Origin of the sequence: Comamonas granuli NBRC 101663 (assembly GCF_000739995.1) — a bacterium.
GTDB classification, from domain to species: domain Bacteria; phylum Pseudomonadota; class Gammaproteobacteria; order Burkholderiales; family Burkholderiaceae_C; genus Simplicispira; species Simplicispira granuli.
Genome location: NZ_BBJX01000004.1, coordinates 134,569 through 151,427 on the forward strand (window position 1 = coordinate 134,569; position 16,859 = coordinate 151,427).

The 16,859-nt window shown below is 66.7% G+C and carries 15 protein-coding genes and 2 tRNA genes; 15 read left to right on the forward strand and 2 right to left on the reverse strand.

Going from position 1 to position 16,859, the window contains the following annotated elements:
• Nucleotides 1-7: 7 nt before the first annotated feature.
• Nucleotides 8-1,204 carry an amino acid aminotransferase gene (locus tag CGR01S_RS04030; protein ID WP_042422635.1) on the reverse strand — a complete coding sequence of 399 codons (1,197 nt, stop codon included), beginning with the start codon at nt 1,202-1,204 and terminating at the stop codon, nt 8-10.
• Nucleotides 1,205-1,317: 113 nt separating this feature from the next.
• Between CGR01S_RS04030 and uvrB the strand changes: the two genes are divergently transcribed.
• The 11 genes from uvrB to CGR01S_RS04085 all read left to right on the forward strand — a co-directional run bounded on the left by uvrB (nt 1,318) and on the right by CGR01S_RS04085 (nt 10,180).
• Entirely contained in the window at nt 1,318-3,417 is a 2,100-nt protein-coding gene (gene uvrB, locus CGR01S_RS04035; protein ID WP_042422637.1) for an excinuclease ABC subunit UvrB, read from the forward strand.
• 225 nt (nt 3,418-3,642) lie between these two features.
• A complete protein-coding gene (gene iscR / locus CGR01S_RS04040; RefSeq protein WP_042422640.1) occupies nt 3,643-4,179 on the forward strand; it encodes a Fe-S cluster assembly transcriptional regulator IscR in 537 nt (178 codons plus the stop codon).
• A gap of 116 nt (nt 4,180-4,295) precedes the next feature.
• The gene (locus CGR01S_RS04045; RefSeq protein WP_042423434.1) at nt 4,296-5,516 is read left to right on the forward strand and encodes an IscS subfamily cysteine desulfurase; all 1,221 of its coding nucleotides are present in this window, start codon (nt 4,296-4,298) and stop codon (nt 5,514-5,516) included.
• Nucleotides 5,517-5,536: 20 nt separating this feature from the next.
• Nucleotides 5,537-5,935, forward strand: coding sequence for a Fe-S cluster assembly scaffold IscU (gene iscU / locus CGR01S_RS04050; RefSeq protein ID WP_042422645.1), 399 nt, complete (start codon nt 5,537-5,539; stop codon nt 5,933-5,935).
• A gap of 6 nt (nt 5,936-5,941) precedes the next feature.
• A complete protein-coding gene (iscA, locus tag CGR01S_RS04055; protein ID WP_042422648.1) occupies nt 5,942-6,265 on the forward strand; it encodes an iron-sulfur cluster assembly protein IscA in 324 nt (107 codons plus the stop codon).
• A gap of 155 nt (nt 6,266-6,420) precedes the next feature.
• Nucleotides 6,421-6,939 (forward strand): Fe-S protein assembly co-chaperone HscB, encoded by a 519-nt coding sequence (gene hscB, locus CGR01S_RS04060; protein WP_042422651.1) that lies wholly within the window; start codon nt 6,421-6,423, stop codon nt 6,937-6,939.
• A 73-nt stretch (nt 6,940-7,012) separates the two neighbouring features.
• Complete coding sequence (hscA, locus tag CGR01S_RS04065; RefSeq protein WP_042422654.1) at nt 7,013-8,875, forward strand: Fe-S protein assembly chaperone HscA; 1,863 nt, start codon at nt 7,013-7,015, stop codon at nt 8,873-8,875.
• A 26-nt stretch (nt 8,876-8,901) separates the two neighbouring features.
• Nucleotides 8,902-9,240 carry an ISC system 2Fe-2S type ferredoxin gene (gene fdx, locus CGR01S_RS04070; protein WP_042422657.1) on the forward strand — a complete coding sequence of 113 codons (339 nt, stop codon included), beginning with the start codon at nt 8,902-8,904 and terminating at the stop codon, nt 9,238-9,240.
• On the forward strand, nt 9,240-9,953 hold the full coding sequence (gene dnaQ, locus CGR01S_RS04075; protein WP_042422660.1) for a DNA polymerase III subunit epsilon: 714 nt from the start codon (nt 9,240-9,242) through the stop codon (nt 9,951-9,953). Before fdx ends, dnaQ begins: the two co-directional genes overlap by 1 nt.
• Nucleotides 9,954-9,990: 37 nt before the next feature.
• Nucleotides 9,991-10,065 (forward strand) — tRNA-Val (locus CGR01S_RS04080).
• A gap of 40 nt (nt 10,066-10,105) precedes the next feature.
• Nucleotides 10,106-10,180: transfer RNA gene (locus CGR01S_RS04085), tRNA-Val, on the forward strand.
• A 53-nt stretch (nt 10,181-10,233) separates the two neighbouring features.
• Here CGR01S_RS04085 and CGR01S_RS04090 read toward each other — a convergent pair.
• Complete coding sequence (locus CGR01S_RS04090) at nt 10,234-10,869, reverse strand: TetR/AcrR family transcriptional regulator (RefSeq protein WP_042422663.1); 636 nt, start codon at nt 10,867-10,869, stop codon at nt 10,234-10,236.
• A 261-nt stretch (nt 10,870-11,130) separates the two neighbouring features.
• Between CGR01S_RS04090 and CGR01S_RS04095 the strand changes: the two genes are divergently transcribed.
• The 4 genes from CGR01S_RS04095 to CGR01S_RS04110 are packed head-to-tail and all read left to right on the forward strand — an operon-like array spanning nt 11,131 to nt 16,855.
• Complete coding sequence (locus tag CGR01S_RS04095; protein WP_042422666.1) at nt 11,131-12,285, forward strand: acyl-CoA dehydrogenase family protein; 1,155 nt, start codon at nt 11,131-11,133, stop codon at nt 12,283-12,285.
• 44 nt (nt 12,286-12,329) lie between these two features.
• On the forward strand, nt 12,330-13,535 hold the full coding sequence (locus tag CGR01S_RS04100; RefSeq protein ID WP_042422669.1) for an acetyl-CoA C-acetyltransferase: 1,206 nt from the start codon (nt 12,330-12,332) through the stop codon (nt 13,533-13,535).
• 13 nt (nt 13,536-13,548) lie between these two features.
• Nucleotides 13,549-15,696, forward strand: coding sequence for a 3-hydroxyacyl-CoA dehydrogenase NAD-binding domain-containing protein (locus CGR01S_RS04105; RefSeq protein WP_042422672.1), 2,148 nt, complete (start codon nt 13,549-13,551; stop codon nt 15,694-15,696).
• Nucleotides 15,689-16,855, forward strand: a complete 1,167-nt coding sequence (locus CGR01S_RS04110) for an acyl-CoA dehydrogenase family protein (protein WP_042422676.1) — start codon at nt 15,689-15,691, stop codon at nt 16,853-16,855. The genes CGR01S_RS04105 and CGR01S_RS04110 overlap by 8 nt, the downstream gene beginning before the upstream one ends.
• The last annotated feature ends 4 nt before the right edge of the window (nt 16,856-16,859 follow it).

Consider the following 16,859-nt stretch of genomic DNA (forward strand, 5'->3'; position numbering starts at 1 on the left):
AGGGCGCTTACATCACCTTGGCGATGGCGGCGCAGACGTAGCCGATGTTCTTGCTGTTGAGCGCCGCCACACACATGCGGCCGGTGTCGGTGCCGTACACGCCGAACTCGCTGCGCAGGCGCACCATCTGCTCCTTGCTCAGGCCCGAGTAGCTGAACATGCCGATCTGCGTGGTGATGAAGGACATGTCCTGCTGCACGCCGGCGGCCTTGAGGCCATCGACCAGCGCCTGGCGCATGGCCTTGATGCGCACGCGCATGGCGCCCAGCTCCTTCTCCCACAGGGCGCGCAGTTCCGGGTTGCCCAGCACCGCGGCCACCACGGCGCCGCCGTGCGTGGGCGGGTTGGAGTAGTTGGTGCGGATCACGATCTTGAGCTGCGAGAGCACGCGGGCGGCCTCGTCCTTGTCGCTGGCCACCACCGAGAGGGCACCCACGCGCTCGCCGTACAGCGAAAAGCTCTTGGAGAAGCTGGTGGACACGAAGATGTTGAGGCCGGCGGCGACGAACTTGCCGATCACGGCGCCGTCTTCCTGGATGCCGTGGCCGAAGCCCTGGTAGGCCATGTCGAGGAAGGCCGTCAGGCCACGGGCCTGGACGGCGGCAATGACCTGGTCCCACTGCGCGGCCGTGAGGTCGTAGCCCGTGGGGTTGTGGCAGCAGGCGTGCAGCACCACGATGGTGCCGGGCGCAGCGGCGTTCAGGTCGGCCAGCATGCCGTCGAAGTCCACCTTGCGGTGGGTCGCGTCGTAGTAGCGGTAGCTGCCGACCTCGAAGCCGGCGTTCTGGAAGATGGCGCGGTGGTTTTCCCAGCTCGGGTCGGAGATCAGCACCTTGGCATTCGGACTCACCTTCTTGAGGAAGTCGGCGCCGATCTTCAGGCCGCCCGTGCCGCCGATGGCCTGCACGGTGGCCACGCGGCCCGACTGGACCACGTCGGAGTCGGCGCCGAACACCAGCGCCTTGACGGCGTTGTCATAGGCGGCAATGCCGTCGATGGGCAGGTAGCCGCGCGGGCTGGGCTTGTCCATGAGCGCCTTCTCGGCTGCCTGCACGCACTCCAGCAGCGGCAGCTTGCCGTTGTCGTCGAAGTACACGCCCACGCCCAGGTTCACCTTGTTCGGGTTGGGGTCGGCATTGAATTGCTCGTTGAGTCCCAGAATCGGGTCGCGGGGGGCCATCTCGACGGCGGAGAACAGAGACATGGAAAGTCCTTGGGAGGGTGGAAGTCTGGTGAGGGGCGCCCGGCTGCGCTAGGCTTGCGGGTCAGCCGCACATTTTAACGAGGCGCCTTCGCGTCCCGTTGACCCCGACCGCCATGCCAGAAGCCTCTTCCCTGCCGTCCGTCCCGGGCGGGCAGTTCGTCCACTTCCCGGATTCGCCCTTCGAGCTATTCCAGCCCTATCCGCCCGCGGGCGACCAGCCCACGGCCATCGCCCAGCTCGTGCAGGGCGTGCAGGACGGCGAGTCCTTCCAGACCCTGCTGGGCGTGACCGGCTCGGGCAAGACCTTCACCATGGCCAATGTGATCGCCCGCCTGGGGCGGCCGGCCATCGTGTTCGCGCCCAACAAGACGCTGGCGGCGCAGCTCTACAGCGAGTTCCGCGAGTTCTTCCCGAAGAATGCGGTGGAGTACTTCGTCAGCTACTACGACTACTACCAGCCCGAGGCCTATGTGCCGCAGCGCGACCTGTTCATCGAGAAGGACAGCGCCATCAACGAGCACATCGAGCAGATGCGCCTGTCGTGCACCAAGAGCCTGCTCGAGCGCCGCGACGTGGTGATCGTGGCCACGGTCTCGGCCATCTACGGCATCGGCAACCCCGAGAGCTACCACCGCATGATCATGACGCTGCGCAAGGGCGACCAGCTCGGACAGCGCGAGGCCATCGCCCAGCTCGTGCGCATGCAGTACCAGCGCAACGACATGGACTTCGCGCGCGGCAACTTCCGCGTGCGCGGCGACACCATCGACGTCTTTCCGGCCGAGCACTCCGAGCTGGCCCTGCGCATCGAGCTGTTCGACGACGAGATCGAGAGCCTGCAGCTCTTCGACCCGCTCACCGGCCAGGTGCGCCAGACGATCGCGCGCTTCACGGTCTACCCGAGCAGCCACTACGTCACGCCGCGCGACCAGGTGCTGGCCGCCGTCGAGACCATCAAGGAAGAACTCAAGGAGCGGCTGCAGTATTTTGTGCAGGAGGGCAAGCTCGTGGAGGCGCAGCGCCTGGAGCAGCGCACGCGCTTCGACCTGGAGATGCTCAGCGAGGTGGGGCACTGCAAGGGCATCGAGAACTACTCGCGCCACCTCTCGGGCGCCGCCCCGGGCGAGCCGCCCAGCACGCTCACCGACTACCTGCCGCGCGACGCCCTCATGTTCCTGGACGAGAGCCACCAGATGATCGGCCAGCTCAACGCCATGTACAACGGCGACCGCTCGCGCAAGACCACGCTGGTCGAGTATGGCTTTCGCCTGCCCAGCGCGCTGGACAACCGGCCGCTCAAGTTCGAGGAATTCGAGCGCCGCATGCGCCAGGTGGTCTTCGTCTCGGCCACGCCCGCCGACTATGAGCAGCAGCACGCCGGCCAGGTGGTCGAGCAGGTGGTGCGGCCCACGGGCCTGGTGGACCCGGAAGTCGAGGTGCGCCCCGCCACGCACCAGGTGGACGACGTGCTGCAGGAGATCCGGCTGCGCGTCGAGAAGCACGAGCGCGTGCTCATCACCACGCTGACCAAGCGCATGGCCGAGCAGCTCACCGAGTACCTCTCGGACAACGGCGTGAAGGTGCGCTACCTGCATTCGGACGTGGACACGGTCGAGCGCGTGGAGATCATCCGCGACCTGCGCCTGGGCAGCTTCGACGTGCTGGTGGGCATCAACCTGCTGCGCGAGGGCCTGGACATCCCCGAAGTCTCGCTCGTCGCCATCCTCGACGCCGACAAGGAGGGCTTTCTGCGCTCCGAGCGCAGCCTGATCCAGACCATTGGCCGCGCGGCGCGCAATCTGGCGGGCAAGGCCATTCTGTACGCCGACCAGGTGACGGACTCCATGCGCCGCGCCATGGGCGAGACCGAGCGCCGGCGCGCGCGCCAGCTCGCCTTCAACCGCGAGCACGGCATCACGCCGCGCGGCATCGTCAAGCAGGTGCGCGATCTGATCGACGGCGTCTACAGCGAAAAGGCGGGCCGGGAAGTCCAGCGCCTGCAGCAGGAGTCCGAACAGCGCGCGCGCATCGAGGAGATGTCGGAAAAGGACATGGCGCGCGAGATCAAGCGCCTGGAGAAGCTCATGCTCGAACACGCGCGCAACCTCGAGTTCGAGCAGGCAGCGCGCGTGCGCGACCAGCTCGCGCGGCTCAAGGACTGGGCTTTTGGCGCCCATGGGGCGGATAATGTCCCTACGCCGGGGAAGAATTAAGGGGACATTGCAACTTGCACGGCACGAACGCGACCAAGGAGTTCACTTACCCGACAAAAATAATCTGGAATATGGTACAATGGCCTGCCAGAACCACAAGAACCCCGCGATGAAGGGCCTGCAGCGGCCGCCCGGCCATGCAGGAAGAGGGCGGAGACGGCGCCTCGCAGCCAGGAGCTGCCGAGGCCATTCATGAACCCACAAGCCAGCAACAAGGAGCTTGCGATGCGTCTCACCACCAAAGGCCGTTTTGCGGTCACCGCCATGATCGATCTGGCACTGCGCCAAAGCAATGGCCCCGTCACCCTGGCTGCCATCAGCCAGCGCCAGCGCATTTCGCTGTCCTACCTCGAGCAGCTCTTCGGCAAGCTGCGCCGCCACGAACTGGTCGAATCCACGCGCGGCCCGGGGGGCGGCTACACCCTGGCGCGCAAGGCCGCTGAAATCACCGTCGCCGACATCATCGTCTCGGTCGACGAGCCCATCGACGCCACCCAGTGCGGCGGCAAGGAAAACTGCGGCGGCGACGGCGGCCGCTGCATGACGCACGAGCTCTGGGCCACGCTGAACCAGCGCGTGGTCGAGTTCCTCGACTCCGTCACCCTGCAAAAGCTGGTGGACGACCAGATCGAGCGTGGCCTGCAGATCGAGGACAAGCCGGCCGTGCGCCGGGCCATCTCGACCACGCCCGTGGTCAAGCCCATCCGCGTGAACGCACCCAACTCCGTGTTTGCCCTGGGCAACGTGTTCGCCAAATCCTGAAGCGCAAGCGGCCGGGCCCAAGGCCCCCACGGCCAATAGGGTCGTGTGCCGCTGTGCCTGCCAGTTGCGCGCGCAGCGCCGACAATCGCCAGCCAGAAACCGCCACCGAGCCAGCCATTGCAATGACACCGCATCTTCCGATCTATCTTGACTACGGTGCCACCACGCCCGTCGATCCGCGCGTTGCAGACGCCATGATCCCCTGGTTGCGCGAGCATTTCGGCAACCCGGCCTCGCGCAGCCACGCCTGGGGCTGGGAGGCCGAGGAGGCCGTGGAGAAGGCCCGCACCCAGGTCGCCGACCTCATTGGCGCCGACCCGCGTGAAATCGTCTGGACCAGCGGCGCCACCGAGTCCATCAACCTGGCGCTCAAGGGCGCGGCGCATTTCTACCAGGGCAAGGGCAAGCACCTCATCACCCTCAAGACCGAGCACAAGGCCGTGCTCGACACCATGCGCGAGCTCGAGCGCCAGGGCTTTGCCGTGACCTACATGGACGTGCAGAGCGACGGTCTGCTCGACCTGGAGGCCCTGAAGGCGGCCATCCGTCCCGACACCATCCTGGTCAGCGTGCTGTTCGTGAACAACGAGATCGGCGTGATCCAGGACATCCCGGCCATCGGCGCCCTGTGCCGCGAGCGCGGCATCCTGCTGCACGTGGACGCCGCCCAGGCCACGGGCCGTGTCGAGATCGACATGCAAAAGCTGCCCATCGACCTCATGAGCATGACGGCGCACAAGACCTACGGCCCCAAGGGCGTGGGCGCGCTGTACGTGCGCCGCAAGCCCCGCGTGCGCCTGGAGGCGCAGATGCATGGCGGCGGCCACGAGCGCGGCATGCGCTCGGGCACGCTGCCCACGCACCAGATCGTGGGCATGGGCGAGGCCTTCCGCATCATCAAGGCCGAGATGCACGAGGTCAACGCCAAGGCCAGGGTGCTGCAGCAGCGCCTGCTCGACGGCCTCAAGGACATCGAGCAGGTGTTCATCAACGGCAGCCTGGAGCACCGCGTGCCGCAGAACCTGAACATGAGCTTCAACTACGTCGAGGGCGAGTCGCTGATCATGGGCATCAAGGGCCTGGCGGTCTCCAGCGGTTCGGCCTGCACCTCGGCCAGCCTGGAGCCCAGCTACGTGCTGCGCGCCCTGGGCCGCAGCGACGAACTGGCGCACAGCAGCCTGCGCATGACCATTGGGCGCTTCACCACCGAGGAAGAGATCGACTACGCCATCGCCACCATCCGCGAGAACGTGGCGCGGCTGCGCGAACTCTCCCCGCTGTGGGAGATGTACAAGGACGGCGTGGATCTGAGCACGATCCAGTGGGCCGCGCACTGACACAGCAAGGAGGACTTCTCATGGCATATTCCGACAAGGTCATCGACCACTACGAGCACCCCCGCAACGTCGGTTCGTTCGACAAAGGGGACGACAGCGTGGGCACCGGCATGGTGGGCGCCCCCGCCTGCGGCGACGTGATGAAGCTGCAGATCAAGGTCAACCCGGCCACCGGCGTGATCGAGGACGCGCGCTTCAAGACCTACGGCTGCGGTTCGGCGATCGCCTCGTCCTCGCTCGTGACCGAATGGGTCAAGGGCAAGACGCTGGACGAGGCCGCGGCGCTCAAGAACAGCCAGATCGCCGAAGAACTGGCGCTGCCGCCGGTCAAGATCCACTGCTCCATCCTCGCCGAAGACGCCATCAAGGCGGCCGTTTCCGACTACCGCACCAAGCACGCCAGCACCCCGGCGGCATGAGACACCATGGCCATCACGATGACTGAAGCGGCAGCCCGGCATGTCAGCCGTTACCTGTCGCGCAGGGGCAAGGGGCTGGGCGTGCGCCTGGGCGTCAAGACCAGCGGCTGCTCGGGCCTGGCCTACAAGCTCGAATACGTGGACGAAGCCGAGCCCGAGGACCTGGTCTTCGAGCAGCACGGCGTCAAGCTGCTGATCGACCCCAAGAGCCTGGCCTACATCGACGGCACGGAACTCGACTTCGTGCGCGAGGGCCTGAACGAGGGCTTCCGGTTCAGCAACCCCAACGAGCGCGACCGCTGCGGCTGCGGCGAGAGCTTCCGCGTTTGAGCGGTCCGCGCGCCGCTCCCTGCGTGCGGGCGTTGGGTTGCTATAAATAAAATAGCTTTTCGCGCTTGCTGCGAGGTGTTTTCAGATATGAAACATACTGAAAATACCGAAAAACAAGCGCAAGCAGCTCACTTTTTCAGAGCAATTCGCGAGCCATGCACCCTCAATCCGACGATTTCGCCCTGTTCGGCCTGCCGCAGCGCTTCGCGCAGGAGCGCAGCGAGATCGACGCGCGCTGGAAGGAGCTGCAGCGCCAGGCCCACCCGGACCGCCACGCCCAGCATGGCCCCGCGGCCCAGCGCGTGGCCCTGCAATGGTCGGTGCGCATCAACGAGGCCTACCAGCGCCTGAAAGACCCACTCAAGCGCGCCGCCTACCTGTGCGAGCTGCAGGGCGCGCCCATTGGCGCGGAGGACAACACCGCCATGCCCGCGGACTTTCTGATGCAGCAGATGCAGTGGCGCGAGGCCCTGGACGAGGCCCAGGACGGCGCCGCCGTCCAGGCGCTGGACGCCGAGGTGCGCCGCGCGCGCCAGCAGGCCCTGCAGCGCTGCGGCGAGCTCATCGACGGTGCGCAGGATTTCGCCGCGGCGGCAGGGCAGGTGCGTGCGCTCATGTTCATCGAGCGCTTCGCCCGCGACATCGACCGGCGCCTGGAACACCTGGGACAATAGCCCCTCGCGTCTTTTCCCTAGCTTGCCGTGCTGCCCCGGGCCGCGCGGACCCACTCTGAAACATCTCCCTTTCATGGCGCTGCTGCAGATTTCCGAACCCGGCCAGTCCCCCGACCCGCACCAGCGGCGCATCGCCGTGGGCATAGACCTGGGCACCACCCACTCGCTCGTGGCGGCCGTGCGCCATGGCGTGGCCGAATGCCTGCCGGACGCACAGGGGCGCCTGCTGCTGCCCTCGGTGGTGCGCTACCTGGCCGACGGCGGCCGGCAGATCGGCGATGCCGCGCTGGCGGCCCAGCATGCGGATGCGGCCAACACCATCGTCTCGGCCAAGCGGCTCATGGGGCGCGGGCTGGCCGACATTGCCGACGCCGCCAAGCTGCCCTACGCCCTGGTGGCGGCCCCCCAGGGCGGCATGGTGGGCATTGCCACGGCGGGCGGCACCAAGTCGCCCGTGCAGGTGAGCGCCGAGATCCTGGCCACCTTGCGCCAGCGCGCCGAAGACAGCTTCAACGACGACCTGTACGGCGCCGTCATCACCGTGCCGGCCTACTTCGACGATGCCCAGCGCCAGGCCACCAAGGACGCGGCCCAGCTCGCCGGCATCCGGCTGCTGCGCCTGATCAACGAGCCCACGGCAGCCGCCATCGCCTACGGGCTGGACAACGCCAGCGAGGGCGTCTACGCCGTCTATGACCTGGGCGGCGGCACCTTCGACATCTCCATCCTGCGGCTCACCCAGGGCGTGTTCGAGGTGCTGGCCACCGGCGGCGACTCGGCCCTGGGCGGCGACGACTACGACACCGCCCTGGCCGACTGGGTGCTGGCGCAGGTGGGCGTGCAAGCGCAATCCGCCGCCGACAAGGCGGCCGCGCGCGCCGCAGCCCGGGCCTGCAAAGAAGCCCTCACTGCTGCGGAAAGCGTAGCTTTCAGCGCTGTACTGGCGGGCGCTGCAGTGCATTTTGATGTCAAGCGCCAGGACTTCGAGGCCGCCACCGCAGCGCTCACCGCGCGCTCCATGGCCGCCGTGCGCCGCACCCTGCGCGATGCCGGCCTGCAGCCCGAGGAGGTGCAGGGCGTGGTCATGGTCGGCGGCTCCACGCGCATGCCCCAGGTGCGCCGCGCCGTGGGCGCCCTGTTCGGCCGCGAGCCGCTCACCAACCTCAACCCCGACGAAGTCGTCGCCCTGGGCGCAGCCATCCAGGCCAACCAGCTTGCGGGCAACAATGCCACGGGCGACCTGCTGCTGCTGGACGTGATCCCGCTGTCGCTGGGCATAGAGACCATGGGTGGGCTGGTCGAGCGCATCGTCGCGCGCAACGAGACCATTCCCACGGCCAAGGCGCAGGACTTCACCACCTACAAGGACGGGCAGACCGCCATGGCCATCCACGTGGTGCAGGGCGAGCGCGATCTGGTGCAGGACTGCCGCAGCCTCGCGCGCTTCGAGCTGCGCGGCATCCCGCCCATGGCGGCGGGGGCGGCGCGCATCCGCGTGACCTTCACCATCGACGCCGACGGGCTGCTGAGCGTGAGCGCGCGCGAGCAGGCCAGCGGCGTCGAGGCGCACATCGACGTCAAGCCCAGCTACGGCCTGACCGACGAGCAGATCGCCCGCATGCTGCAGGAGAGCTTTGCCACGGCCGCGCAGGACATCCAGGCGCGCGCCCTGGTCGAGGCCCGGGTCGAGGCCGAGCGCATGCTCCTGGCCACGCAAAGCGCCCTGGACGCCGACGGCGACCTGCTGGGCGAAGATGAACGCACCCACATCGCCGCGCTCATGCAGGCGCTGCGCCTGCAAATGACCGCAGCCGACGCCGCCGCCCTGGAGGCGGCCACGCAAACCCTGGCCAAGGGCACCGAGGCCTTTGCGGCCGAACGCATGAACCGCGGCATCCGCCAGGCGCTGGCGGGCCAGAACGTGCAAAACCTGTAAGCCTTTCCCTCCCGCTGTGAGTCTCCATGCCTGCCATCAAAGTCCTGCCCCACGCCGAATACTGCCCTGAGGGCGCGCTCATCAGCGCGCCCGCCGGTACCTCGATCTGCGAGGCGCTGCTCGACAACGGCATCAAGATCGAGCACGCCTGCGACATGAGCTGCGCCTGCACGACCTGCCACGTCATCGTGCGCGAGGGCTTTGCCTCGCTGGGCGAGGCCGAAGAGGAAGAGGAGGATCTGCTGGACCGCGCCTGGGGCCTGGAGCCGCAGTCGCGCCTGAGCTGCCAGGCCATCCTGGCCGCGCAGGATGTGACCATCGAGATCCCCAAGTACACCATCAACCACGCCAAGGAAGACCACTGATGGCGCGGCAAATCGTCTTTGATACGGAAACCACGGGCCTGTCGGCCGAGAACGGCGACCGCATCATCGAGATCGGATGTGTGGAGCTGCTGCACCGCAAGCTCACGGGCCGGACCCTGCACCTGTACATCAACCCCGAGCGCGACAGCGAAGAGGGCGCGCTGCGCGTGCACGGCCTGACCACCGAATTCCTCAGCGACAAGCCCAAGTTTGCCGAGGTCGCGGACCAGATCCTCGACTTCATGCGCGATGCGGAAATCATCATCCACAACGCGGCGTTCGACGTGGGCTTCGTCGACAAGGAACTCGAGCGCGTGGGCTACCCGCCCTTTGCCAGCCATGTGGCGGGCATCGTCGACACCCTGGTCCTGGCCAAGGAGATGTTCCCGGGCAAGCGCAACTCGCTCGACGCCTTGTGCGACCGCCTGGGCGTGGACAACTCGGGCCGCAAACTGCACGGCGCCCTGCTCGATGCCGAGTTGCTGGCCGACGTGTACATCTGCCTCACGCGCGGGCAGGACGCGCTGCTCATCGCCGACGAAGCCAGCGACACCGGCCCCGGACTGCTCCGCGCCAGCATCGACCTGAGCAGCCTGGACCTGCCCGTGCTGCGCGCCAGCGAGCAGGAGCAGGCGGCGCACGAGGCGCTGCTGGCGCAGATCGACAAGGACAGCAAAGGAAAAACTGTCTGGCGTCTTCAGGAAACTGCCTGAAACCTGTGCCATAATAGCGGGCTGTCGCAACGACAACGGGTGATTAGCTCAGCGGTAGAGCACTGCCTTCACACGGCAGGGGTCACATGTTCGATCCATGTATCACCCACCAGTTTTCGTGCCGTTGCCGGGCTTGTTCCGGCATCTGCAGCGGGTGATTAGCTCAGCGGTAGAGCACTGCCTTCACACGGCAGGGGTCACATGTTCGATCCATGTATCACCCACCACCATCCCAAAGCCAGCCTCGCGCTGGCTTTGTTCTTTTCCGGCCGCGCGCGTCTCACTCTGCCGACATGGCCCGCCACAGGATGTGGAACAGCGCGTCGAACTGCTCCGTGAGCGGGCTTTTCTCGCCGCGCACGATGTGCATGAGCACCACGCGCCCGATGATGCCCATGAACACATCGAGCAGCACCTTGCTCGATACTTGGCCGTTGAGTACGCCGCGCTGCTGGCCGTCCTTGAACACGCCCAGGAAGGCGCTCATGAGCTCGGGGCTTTCGTAGATGCCGATGTTCTTGTGCCGCGACACGGGCACGGCGGTGAACATCAGCAGCATCACGGCCGGGTGCCGGTCCATGTAGTCCAGCGTCACCCAGCAGGTCTTGCGCAGGCGTTCGCGGGCGTCGTCTATGCCTTGCAGGTGGTCGATCATGCGCTCGGCCAGGCGGCCGAGCATGATGTCGAGCATGCCGTAGACCAGGGCCTCCTTGCTGCCGAAGTACTTGTAGATCGTCTGCAGCGAGACGTTGGCGCTGCGCGCGACGTCGTGCAGGCTCACCTCGTGGAAGTCGCGCTGCGAGAACAGCTCCAGCACCGCCTTCTCCAGCCGCGCCAGGGTGTCGGTGCGCATGCCGTCCAGGCGCGCGCGGGCGTTGGCGGTCGGCGGGGAGGGGGGAACAGTGCTTTCCAACATGGAAATCCATATTACCAAATGGCCCGTTTGGCAGTGAAACGGAATTGCGTCACCTTGTCAGAGGGTGCCGTAAAGGTCAATATCCGGACTGCTGCGGAATATGGTGATTCATAGGGAAAACCATGCAACGCGGCGGATCGCGTTGGCCTTGCAGCGGGTTTGTCCTCTTCCCATCCCATGGAACACAAAATTACCGTGGTGGGCGCAACCCGGGCACGGCACGGCTTGTTGGAACGACTCTGAACCCCAAGGATTGCACCCGTGGCCATTCACCATTTCGCCCCCGCCTGGATGACCGAAGAGCACCAGATGCTCTACGACACCGCCAGCCGTTTTTTCAAGGAGCAATGGGCTCCCAAGGATGAAGCCTGGCGCCAGGCCGGCATGATGGACCGCAGCGCCTGGGAAGAGGCCGGGGCCAATGGCTTTCTGTGCGCCTCCATGCCCGAGGAGTACGGCGGCGCGGGCGGCGATTTCGGTCATGAGGCCGTGCTGATCCTGGCCCAGGGCGCGGCGGGCATTTCGGGCTTTGGCGGTTCGCTGCACTCGGGCATCGTGGCGCCCTACATCCTGCACCACGGCACCGAAGAACAGAAAAAGCGCTGGCTGCCGCGCCTGGCCACGGGCGAACTGATTGGCGCCATCGCCATGACCGAGCCCGGCACGGGTTCGGACCTGCAGGGCGTGCGCACCACGGCCATCAAGGAGGGTGACAGCTACCGCATCAACGGCAGCAAGACCTTCATCACCAACGGCCAGCTCGCCAACCTCGTCATCGTGGTCTGCAAGACCAACAAGGACCAGGGCGCGCAGGGCATGTCGCTGATGGTCGTCGAGACCGACCAGGTGCAAGGTTTTCGCCGAGGCCGCAACCTCGACAAGCTGGGCATGGATGCGCAGGACACCTCGGAGCTGTTCTTCGACGACGTGGTGGTGCCCGCCGCCAACCTGCTGGGTGGGCAGGAGGGCATGGGTTTCATCCAGCTCATGCAGGAGCTGCCGCAGGAGCGCCTGATCGTCGCCCTGGCGGGCATCGCCGCCATGGAGCTGGCCATGCAGGAAACCCTGGCCTACACCAAGGAGCGCCAGGCCTTTGGCAAACCCATCTTCTCCTTCCAGAACACGCGTTTCAAGCTGGCCGAATGCCAGGCGCTGCTGATGGCCTCGCGCGCGCTGGTCGATGCGGCCATGGTGGCGCACCTCAAGGGCGAGCTGGGCGTGGAGCGCGCCGCGCTCATCAAGTACTGGATCAGCGACAACCAGTGCAAGCTGATCGACGAATGCCTGCAACTGTTTGGCGGCTACGGCTACATGAAGGAATACGTCATCGCCCGCCTGTATGCCGATGCCCGCGTGCAGCGCATCTACGGCGGCACCAACGAAATCATGAAGGAGCTGGCCTCGCGCTTCCTGTGACGCCAGCCCTGTCTCTCCATTCATCCATTCACCAAGGAGCTTCCATGACCGAAGCCTATATTTACGACGCCGTGCGCACGCCGCGTGGCAAGGGCAAGAAGGACGGCCGCCTGCACCAGGCCACGCCCGTGTGGCTGCTGCGCACGCTGCTGCAGGCGCTGCAGACGCGCAACCGGCTCGACACCGCGCTGGTCGATGACCTCGTGCTGGGTTGTGTCACGCCCGTGGGCGAGCAGGGCGCCGACATTGCCCGCACCGCCGTGCTGGACGCGGGCTGGGCACAAACTGTGGCGGGTGTGACGCAGTCGCGCTTTTGTGCCTCGGGCCTGGAGTCCGTCAACCTGGCCACGGCCAAGATCATGTCGGGCATGGAGGACATGGTGGTCGCGGGCGGCGTGGAGTCCATGAGCCGCTGGGCCATGGGCAGCGACGGCGGCGCCTGGGTCATGGACCCGCGTGTCAACAGCGGCACGGCCTTCATTCCGCAGGGCATCAGCGCCGACCTGATCGCCACGCTCGAAGGCTTTGGTCGTGCCGATCTGGACGGATTTGCCGCCGAGTCGCACCGCCGCGCCGCGCAGGCCCAGGCCGAAGGGCGCTTCGCGCGCTCCATCGTGCCGGTCAGGGACATCAACGGCATGGTGATGCTGGACCGCGACGAGACCGTGCGCCCCGGCACCTCGGTCGAATCGCTGGCCAAGCTCAACCCCTCGTTCGAGATGATGGGCAGCATGGGCTTTGATGCCACCGCGCTGGACAAGTACACCACCATCGAAAAAATCCACCACCACCACCACGCGGGCAACTCCTCGGGCATCGTCGATGGCGCGGCGCTGATGCTGCTGGGCAGCAAGGCGGCGGGCGACAAGGCGGGCCTCAAGCCCCGTGCCAAGGTGCGCATGTGCGCCGTCATCGGCTCCGAGCCCACCATCATGCTGACGGGCCCCACGCCCGCCGTGCGCAAGGCCCTGGCCAAGGCCGGCATGGCGGTGTCGGACATCGACCTGTGGGAGGTGAACGAAGCCTTTGCCACCGTGCCCATGAAAACGGCGCGCGACCTGGGCGTCTCGCTCGACCGCGTGAACGTCAACGGCGGCGCCATTGCCATGGGCCACCCGCTGGGCGCCACGGGCGCCATCATCCTGGGCACGGCGCTGGACGAGCTGGAGCGCACCGGCCAATCCACGGCCCTGGCCACCCTGTGCGTCGGTGCCGGCATGGGCATCGCCACCATCATCGAACGCGTTTGAACGAGGCGAACCCATGACACAGCAAGATTCCGTCACTTTCGAAGTGGACGCCAGCGGCGTCGGTCTGGTCAGCTTCGACCAGCCGGGCCGCGCCATGAACGTGCTCACGCCCGAGCTGCTGGGCCGCTTTGCCACGCTGCTCGATCGCCTGGAGCAGGAAGAGGGCCTCAAGGGTCTGGTGCTCACCTCGGGCAAGTCCAGCTTCATCGCCGGCGCCGACATCGACCAGCTGAGCCAGATCACCACGGTGGAGCAGGCCTTCCAGTTGGGCGAGGAGCTCAAGGCCCTGTTGCGCCGCATGGAGAAATGCGGCAAGCCCGTGGTGGCCGCCCTCAACGGCACCACGCTGGGCGGTGGTCTGGAGTTGGCACTGGCCTGCCACGCCCGCTTTGCCATCGACGACCCCAAGGCCAAGATCGGCCTGCCCGAGGTCAAGCTGGGCCTGCTGCCCGGTGCCGGTGGCACGCAGCGCCTGCCGCGCCTGATCGGCATCCAGAAGAGCTTTGAACTCATCACCCAGGGCACGGAGCTGAGCCCCGCCAAGGCCAAGGGCCTGGGCATCGTCAACGACCTGGCCGCTACGCGCGAGGAGCTGCTGCAAAAAGCGCGTGACTGGTGCCTGGCCAACCCCAAGCCCGTGCAGCCCTGGGACGCCAAGGGCTTCCGCATCCCCGGCGGCGACAGCAAGAGCCCGTCCGTGGTGCAGATGCTGGCCATCGCGCCCTCCATGGCCAACGCCAAGGCCCATGGCAACTACCCGGCCATCACGCACATCATGAGCTGCCTGTTCGAGGGCTGCCTGCTCGACATCGACAACGCGCTGCAGGTCGAGTCGCGCTACTTCGCGGCCTGCATCGTCTCGCAGGTCAGCAAGAACATGATCGGCACGCTGTGGTACCAACTCAATGCCATCAAGAAGGGCCAGTCGCGCCCCGCGAACCAGCCGCAGGGCCAGGTGAAAAAGGTCGGCATCCTGGGCGCGGGCATGATGGGCGCGGGCATTGCCTACGTCTCGGCCAAGGCCGGCATCGACGTGGTGCTGCTCGACACCACGCAAGAGAACGCCGACAAGGGCAAGGCCTACTCGCAGGGCCTGCTGGACAAGGCCTTGTCGCGCGGCAGGACCACGCAGGACAAGCGCGACGCGCTGCTCGCGCGCATCCAGCCGACCACGCGCTACGAAGACCTGCAGGGTTGCGATCTGGTGGTCGAGGCCGTGTTCGAGGACCGCGCCATCAAGGCCGACTGCACCAAGCTGGCCGAGGCCGTGATCGGCGAGGACGCGGTGTTCGCCTCCAACACCTCCACGCTGCCCATCACCGGCCTGGCCCAGGTGAGCCGCCGCCCGGCGCACTTCATCGGCCTGCATTTCTTCTCACCCGTGGACAAGATGCCGCTGGTCGAGATCATCGTGGGCGAGAAGACGTCGGACGCCACGCTGGCGCGCGGTTTCGACTACGTGCTGCAGATCGGCAAGACGCCCATCGTGGTGAATGACAGCCGGGGCTTCTACACCTCACGTGTGTTCGCCACCTATGTGATGGAGGGCATCGCCATGCTGGCCGAGGGCGTGCATCCGCGCTCCATCGAGGTGGCGGGCGTCAAGGCCGGCATGCCCATGCCGCCGCTGGCCCTGCAGGACGAGGTGTCGCTGAGCCTGTCGCTGCACGTGAGCGACCAGACGCGCCGCGACCTGGAGGCCGAAGGCAAGAGCTACCCCACGCACCCTGGTGAGGCCGTGCTGCGCAAGCTGTGCGCCGAGATGGGCCGCGTCGGCAAGAAGGCCGGCAAGGGCTTTTACGACTACCAGGGCAAGGAAAAGAGCCTGTGGCCGGAGCTGACCACGCTGTACCCGCCGCGCGCCGACCAGCCCACGCAGCAGGAGCTGGTGGACCGGCTGATGTTCATCCAGGCCAACGAGGCGGCGCGCTGCTTCGAGGAAAACGTGGTGCGCTCGGTGGCGGACGCCAACATCGGCTCCATCTTCGGCTGGGGTTTTGCGCCGCACCAGGGCGGGGCATTGCAGTTCATCAACGCGATGGGCCTGCCGCGCTTCGTAGCGCGCTCGCGCGAACTGGCGCGGCAGCATGGCGCGCGCTTCGAGCCCGCGGCCATTCTGGTCCAGATGGCGCAGGAAAACCGGAGGTTCGAGGATGCGTGATCCGGCTCTGCGCAGTGTGTACGTGGACTACTTCAATGAAACCCACGGCATGGTGCGCGACACCATGCGCCGCTTCGTCAACGAGGCCGTCAAGCCGCACATCGACGCGTGGGAAGAGGCGGGCGGTTTCCCGCGCGAGATCTACCCGCAGGCGGGCGGCCTGGGCTTGCTGGGCATCGGCCATCCGACCGAGTTTGGCGGCTCGGGCGAGCAGGACGTGTTCCTCAAGGTGGCCGCCAGCGAGGAACTGATGCGCAGCGGCTCGGGCGGCTTTGTCGCCAGCTTGGGTTCGCTGGACATTGGCCTGCCGCCGGTCTGGCGCACGGGTTCGGATGCGCTGAAGGCACGCATCGTGCCGCAGGTGCTCGCGGGCGAGAAGATCATCGCCCTGGCGATCACCGAGCCCAGCGGCGGCTCGGATGTGGCCAACCTCAAGACCCGCGCGGTGCGCGATGGCGATCACTACGTGGTCAACGGCTCCAAGACCTTCATCACCTCGGGCGCGCGCGCCGACTACTACACGGTGGCCGTGCGCACGGGCGAGGCGGGCTTTGGCGGCGTGTCGCTGCTGCTCATCGAGAAGGGCACGCCGGGCTTCACCGTGGGGCGCAACCTGAAGAAGATGGGCTGGTGGGCATCCGATACGGCCGAGCTGTTCTTCCAGGACTGCCGCGTGCCGGCGGAAAACCTGCTGGGGCCGGAGAACTCGGGCTTCTTCACCATCATGGCCAACTTCCAGGCCGAGCGCCTGAGCCTGGCCATCATGGCCTACATGACGGCCCAGCTCGCGCTGGAACAATGTCTGGCCTACGTGAAGGAGCGCACCACCTTCGGCAAGCCGCTGTCCAAGCACCAGGTCATCCGCCACAAGTTGGCCGAGATGGCCACGCAGGTGAACGTGGCGCGCGAATACACCTACCGCTGCGCCGCGCGCATGCAGGCGGGTGAGTCGGCGATCGCCGAGGTCTCCATGGCCAAGAACTTCGCCACCTCCGTCTCCACCCTGGTGACCGACGAGGCGGTGCAGATCTTCGGCGGCATGGGCTACATGCGCGAGTCACTGGTCGAGCGCCTGTACCGCGACAACCGCATCCTCTCGATCGGTGGCGGCACGCACGAGATCATGAACGAGATCATCTCGAAGCAGCTTGGGTTGTGACGGA

What these genes read in the sequence shown, in the direction of transcription:
- hscA (WP_042422654.1), top strand. Translation starts at nt 7,013, where the DNA reads ATGGCGCTGCTGCAGATTTCCGAACCCGGCCAGTCCCCCGACCCGCAC.
- CGR01S_RS04110 (WP_042422676.1), top strand. Translation starts at nt 15,689, where the DNA reads ATGCGTGATCCGGCTCTGCGCAGTGTGTACGTGGACTACTTCAATGAA.
- iscR (WP_042422640.1), top strand. Translation starts at nt 3,643, where the DNA reads ATGCGTCTCACCACCAAAGGCCGTTTTGCGGTCACCGCCATGATCGAT.
- CGR01S_RS04100 (WP_042422669.1), top strand. Translation starts at nt 12,330, where the DNA reads ATGACCGAAGCCTATATTTACGACGCCGTGCGCACGCCGCGTGGCAAG.
- iscU (WP_042422645.1), top strand. Translation starts at nt 5,537, where the DNA reads ATGGCATATTCCGACAAGGTCATCGACCACTACGAGCACCCCCGCAAC.
- CGR01S_RS04090 (WP_042422663.1), bottom strand. Translation starts at nt 10,869, where the DNA reads ATGTTGGAAAGCACTGTTCCCCCCTCCCCGCCGACCGCCAACGCCCGC.
- iscA (WP_042422648.1), top strand. Translation starts at nt 5,942, where the DNA reads ATGGCCATCACGATGACTGAAGCGGCAGCCCGGCATGTCAGCCGTTAC.
- dnaQ (WP_042422660.1), top strand. Translation starts at nt 9,240, where the DNA reads ATGGCGCGGCAAATCGTCTTTGATACGGAAACCACGGGCCTGTCGGCC.
- uvrB (WP_042422637.1), top strand. Translation starts at nt 1,318, where the DNA reads ATGCCAGAAGCCTCTTCCCTGCCGTCCGTCCCGGGCGGGCAGTTCGTC.
- CGR01S_RS04105 (WP_042422672.1), top strand. Translation starts at nt 13,549, where the DNA reads ATGACACAGCAAGATTCCGTCACTTTCGAAGTGGACGCCAGCGGCGTC.
- CGR01S_RS04030 (WP_042422635.1), bottom strand. Translation starts at nt 1,204, where the DNA reads ATGTCTCTGTTCTCCGCCGTCGAGATGGCCCCCCGCGACCCGATTCTG.
- fdx (WP_042422657.1), top strand. Translation starts at nt 8,902, where the DNA reads ATGCCTGCCATCAAAGTCCTGCCCCACGCCGAATACTGCCCTGAGGGC.
- hscB (WP_042422651.1), top strand. Translation starts at nt 6,421, where the DNA reads ATGCACCCTCAATCCGACGATTTCGCCCTGTTCGGCCTGCCGCAGCGC.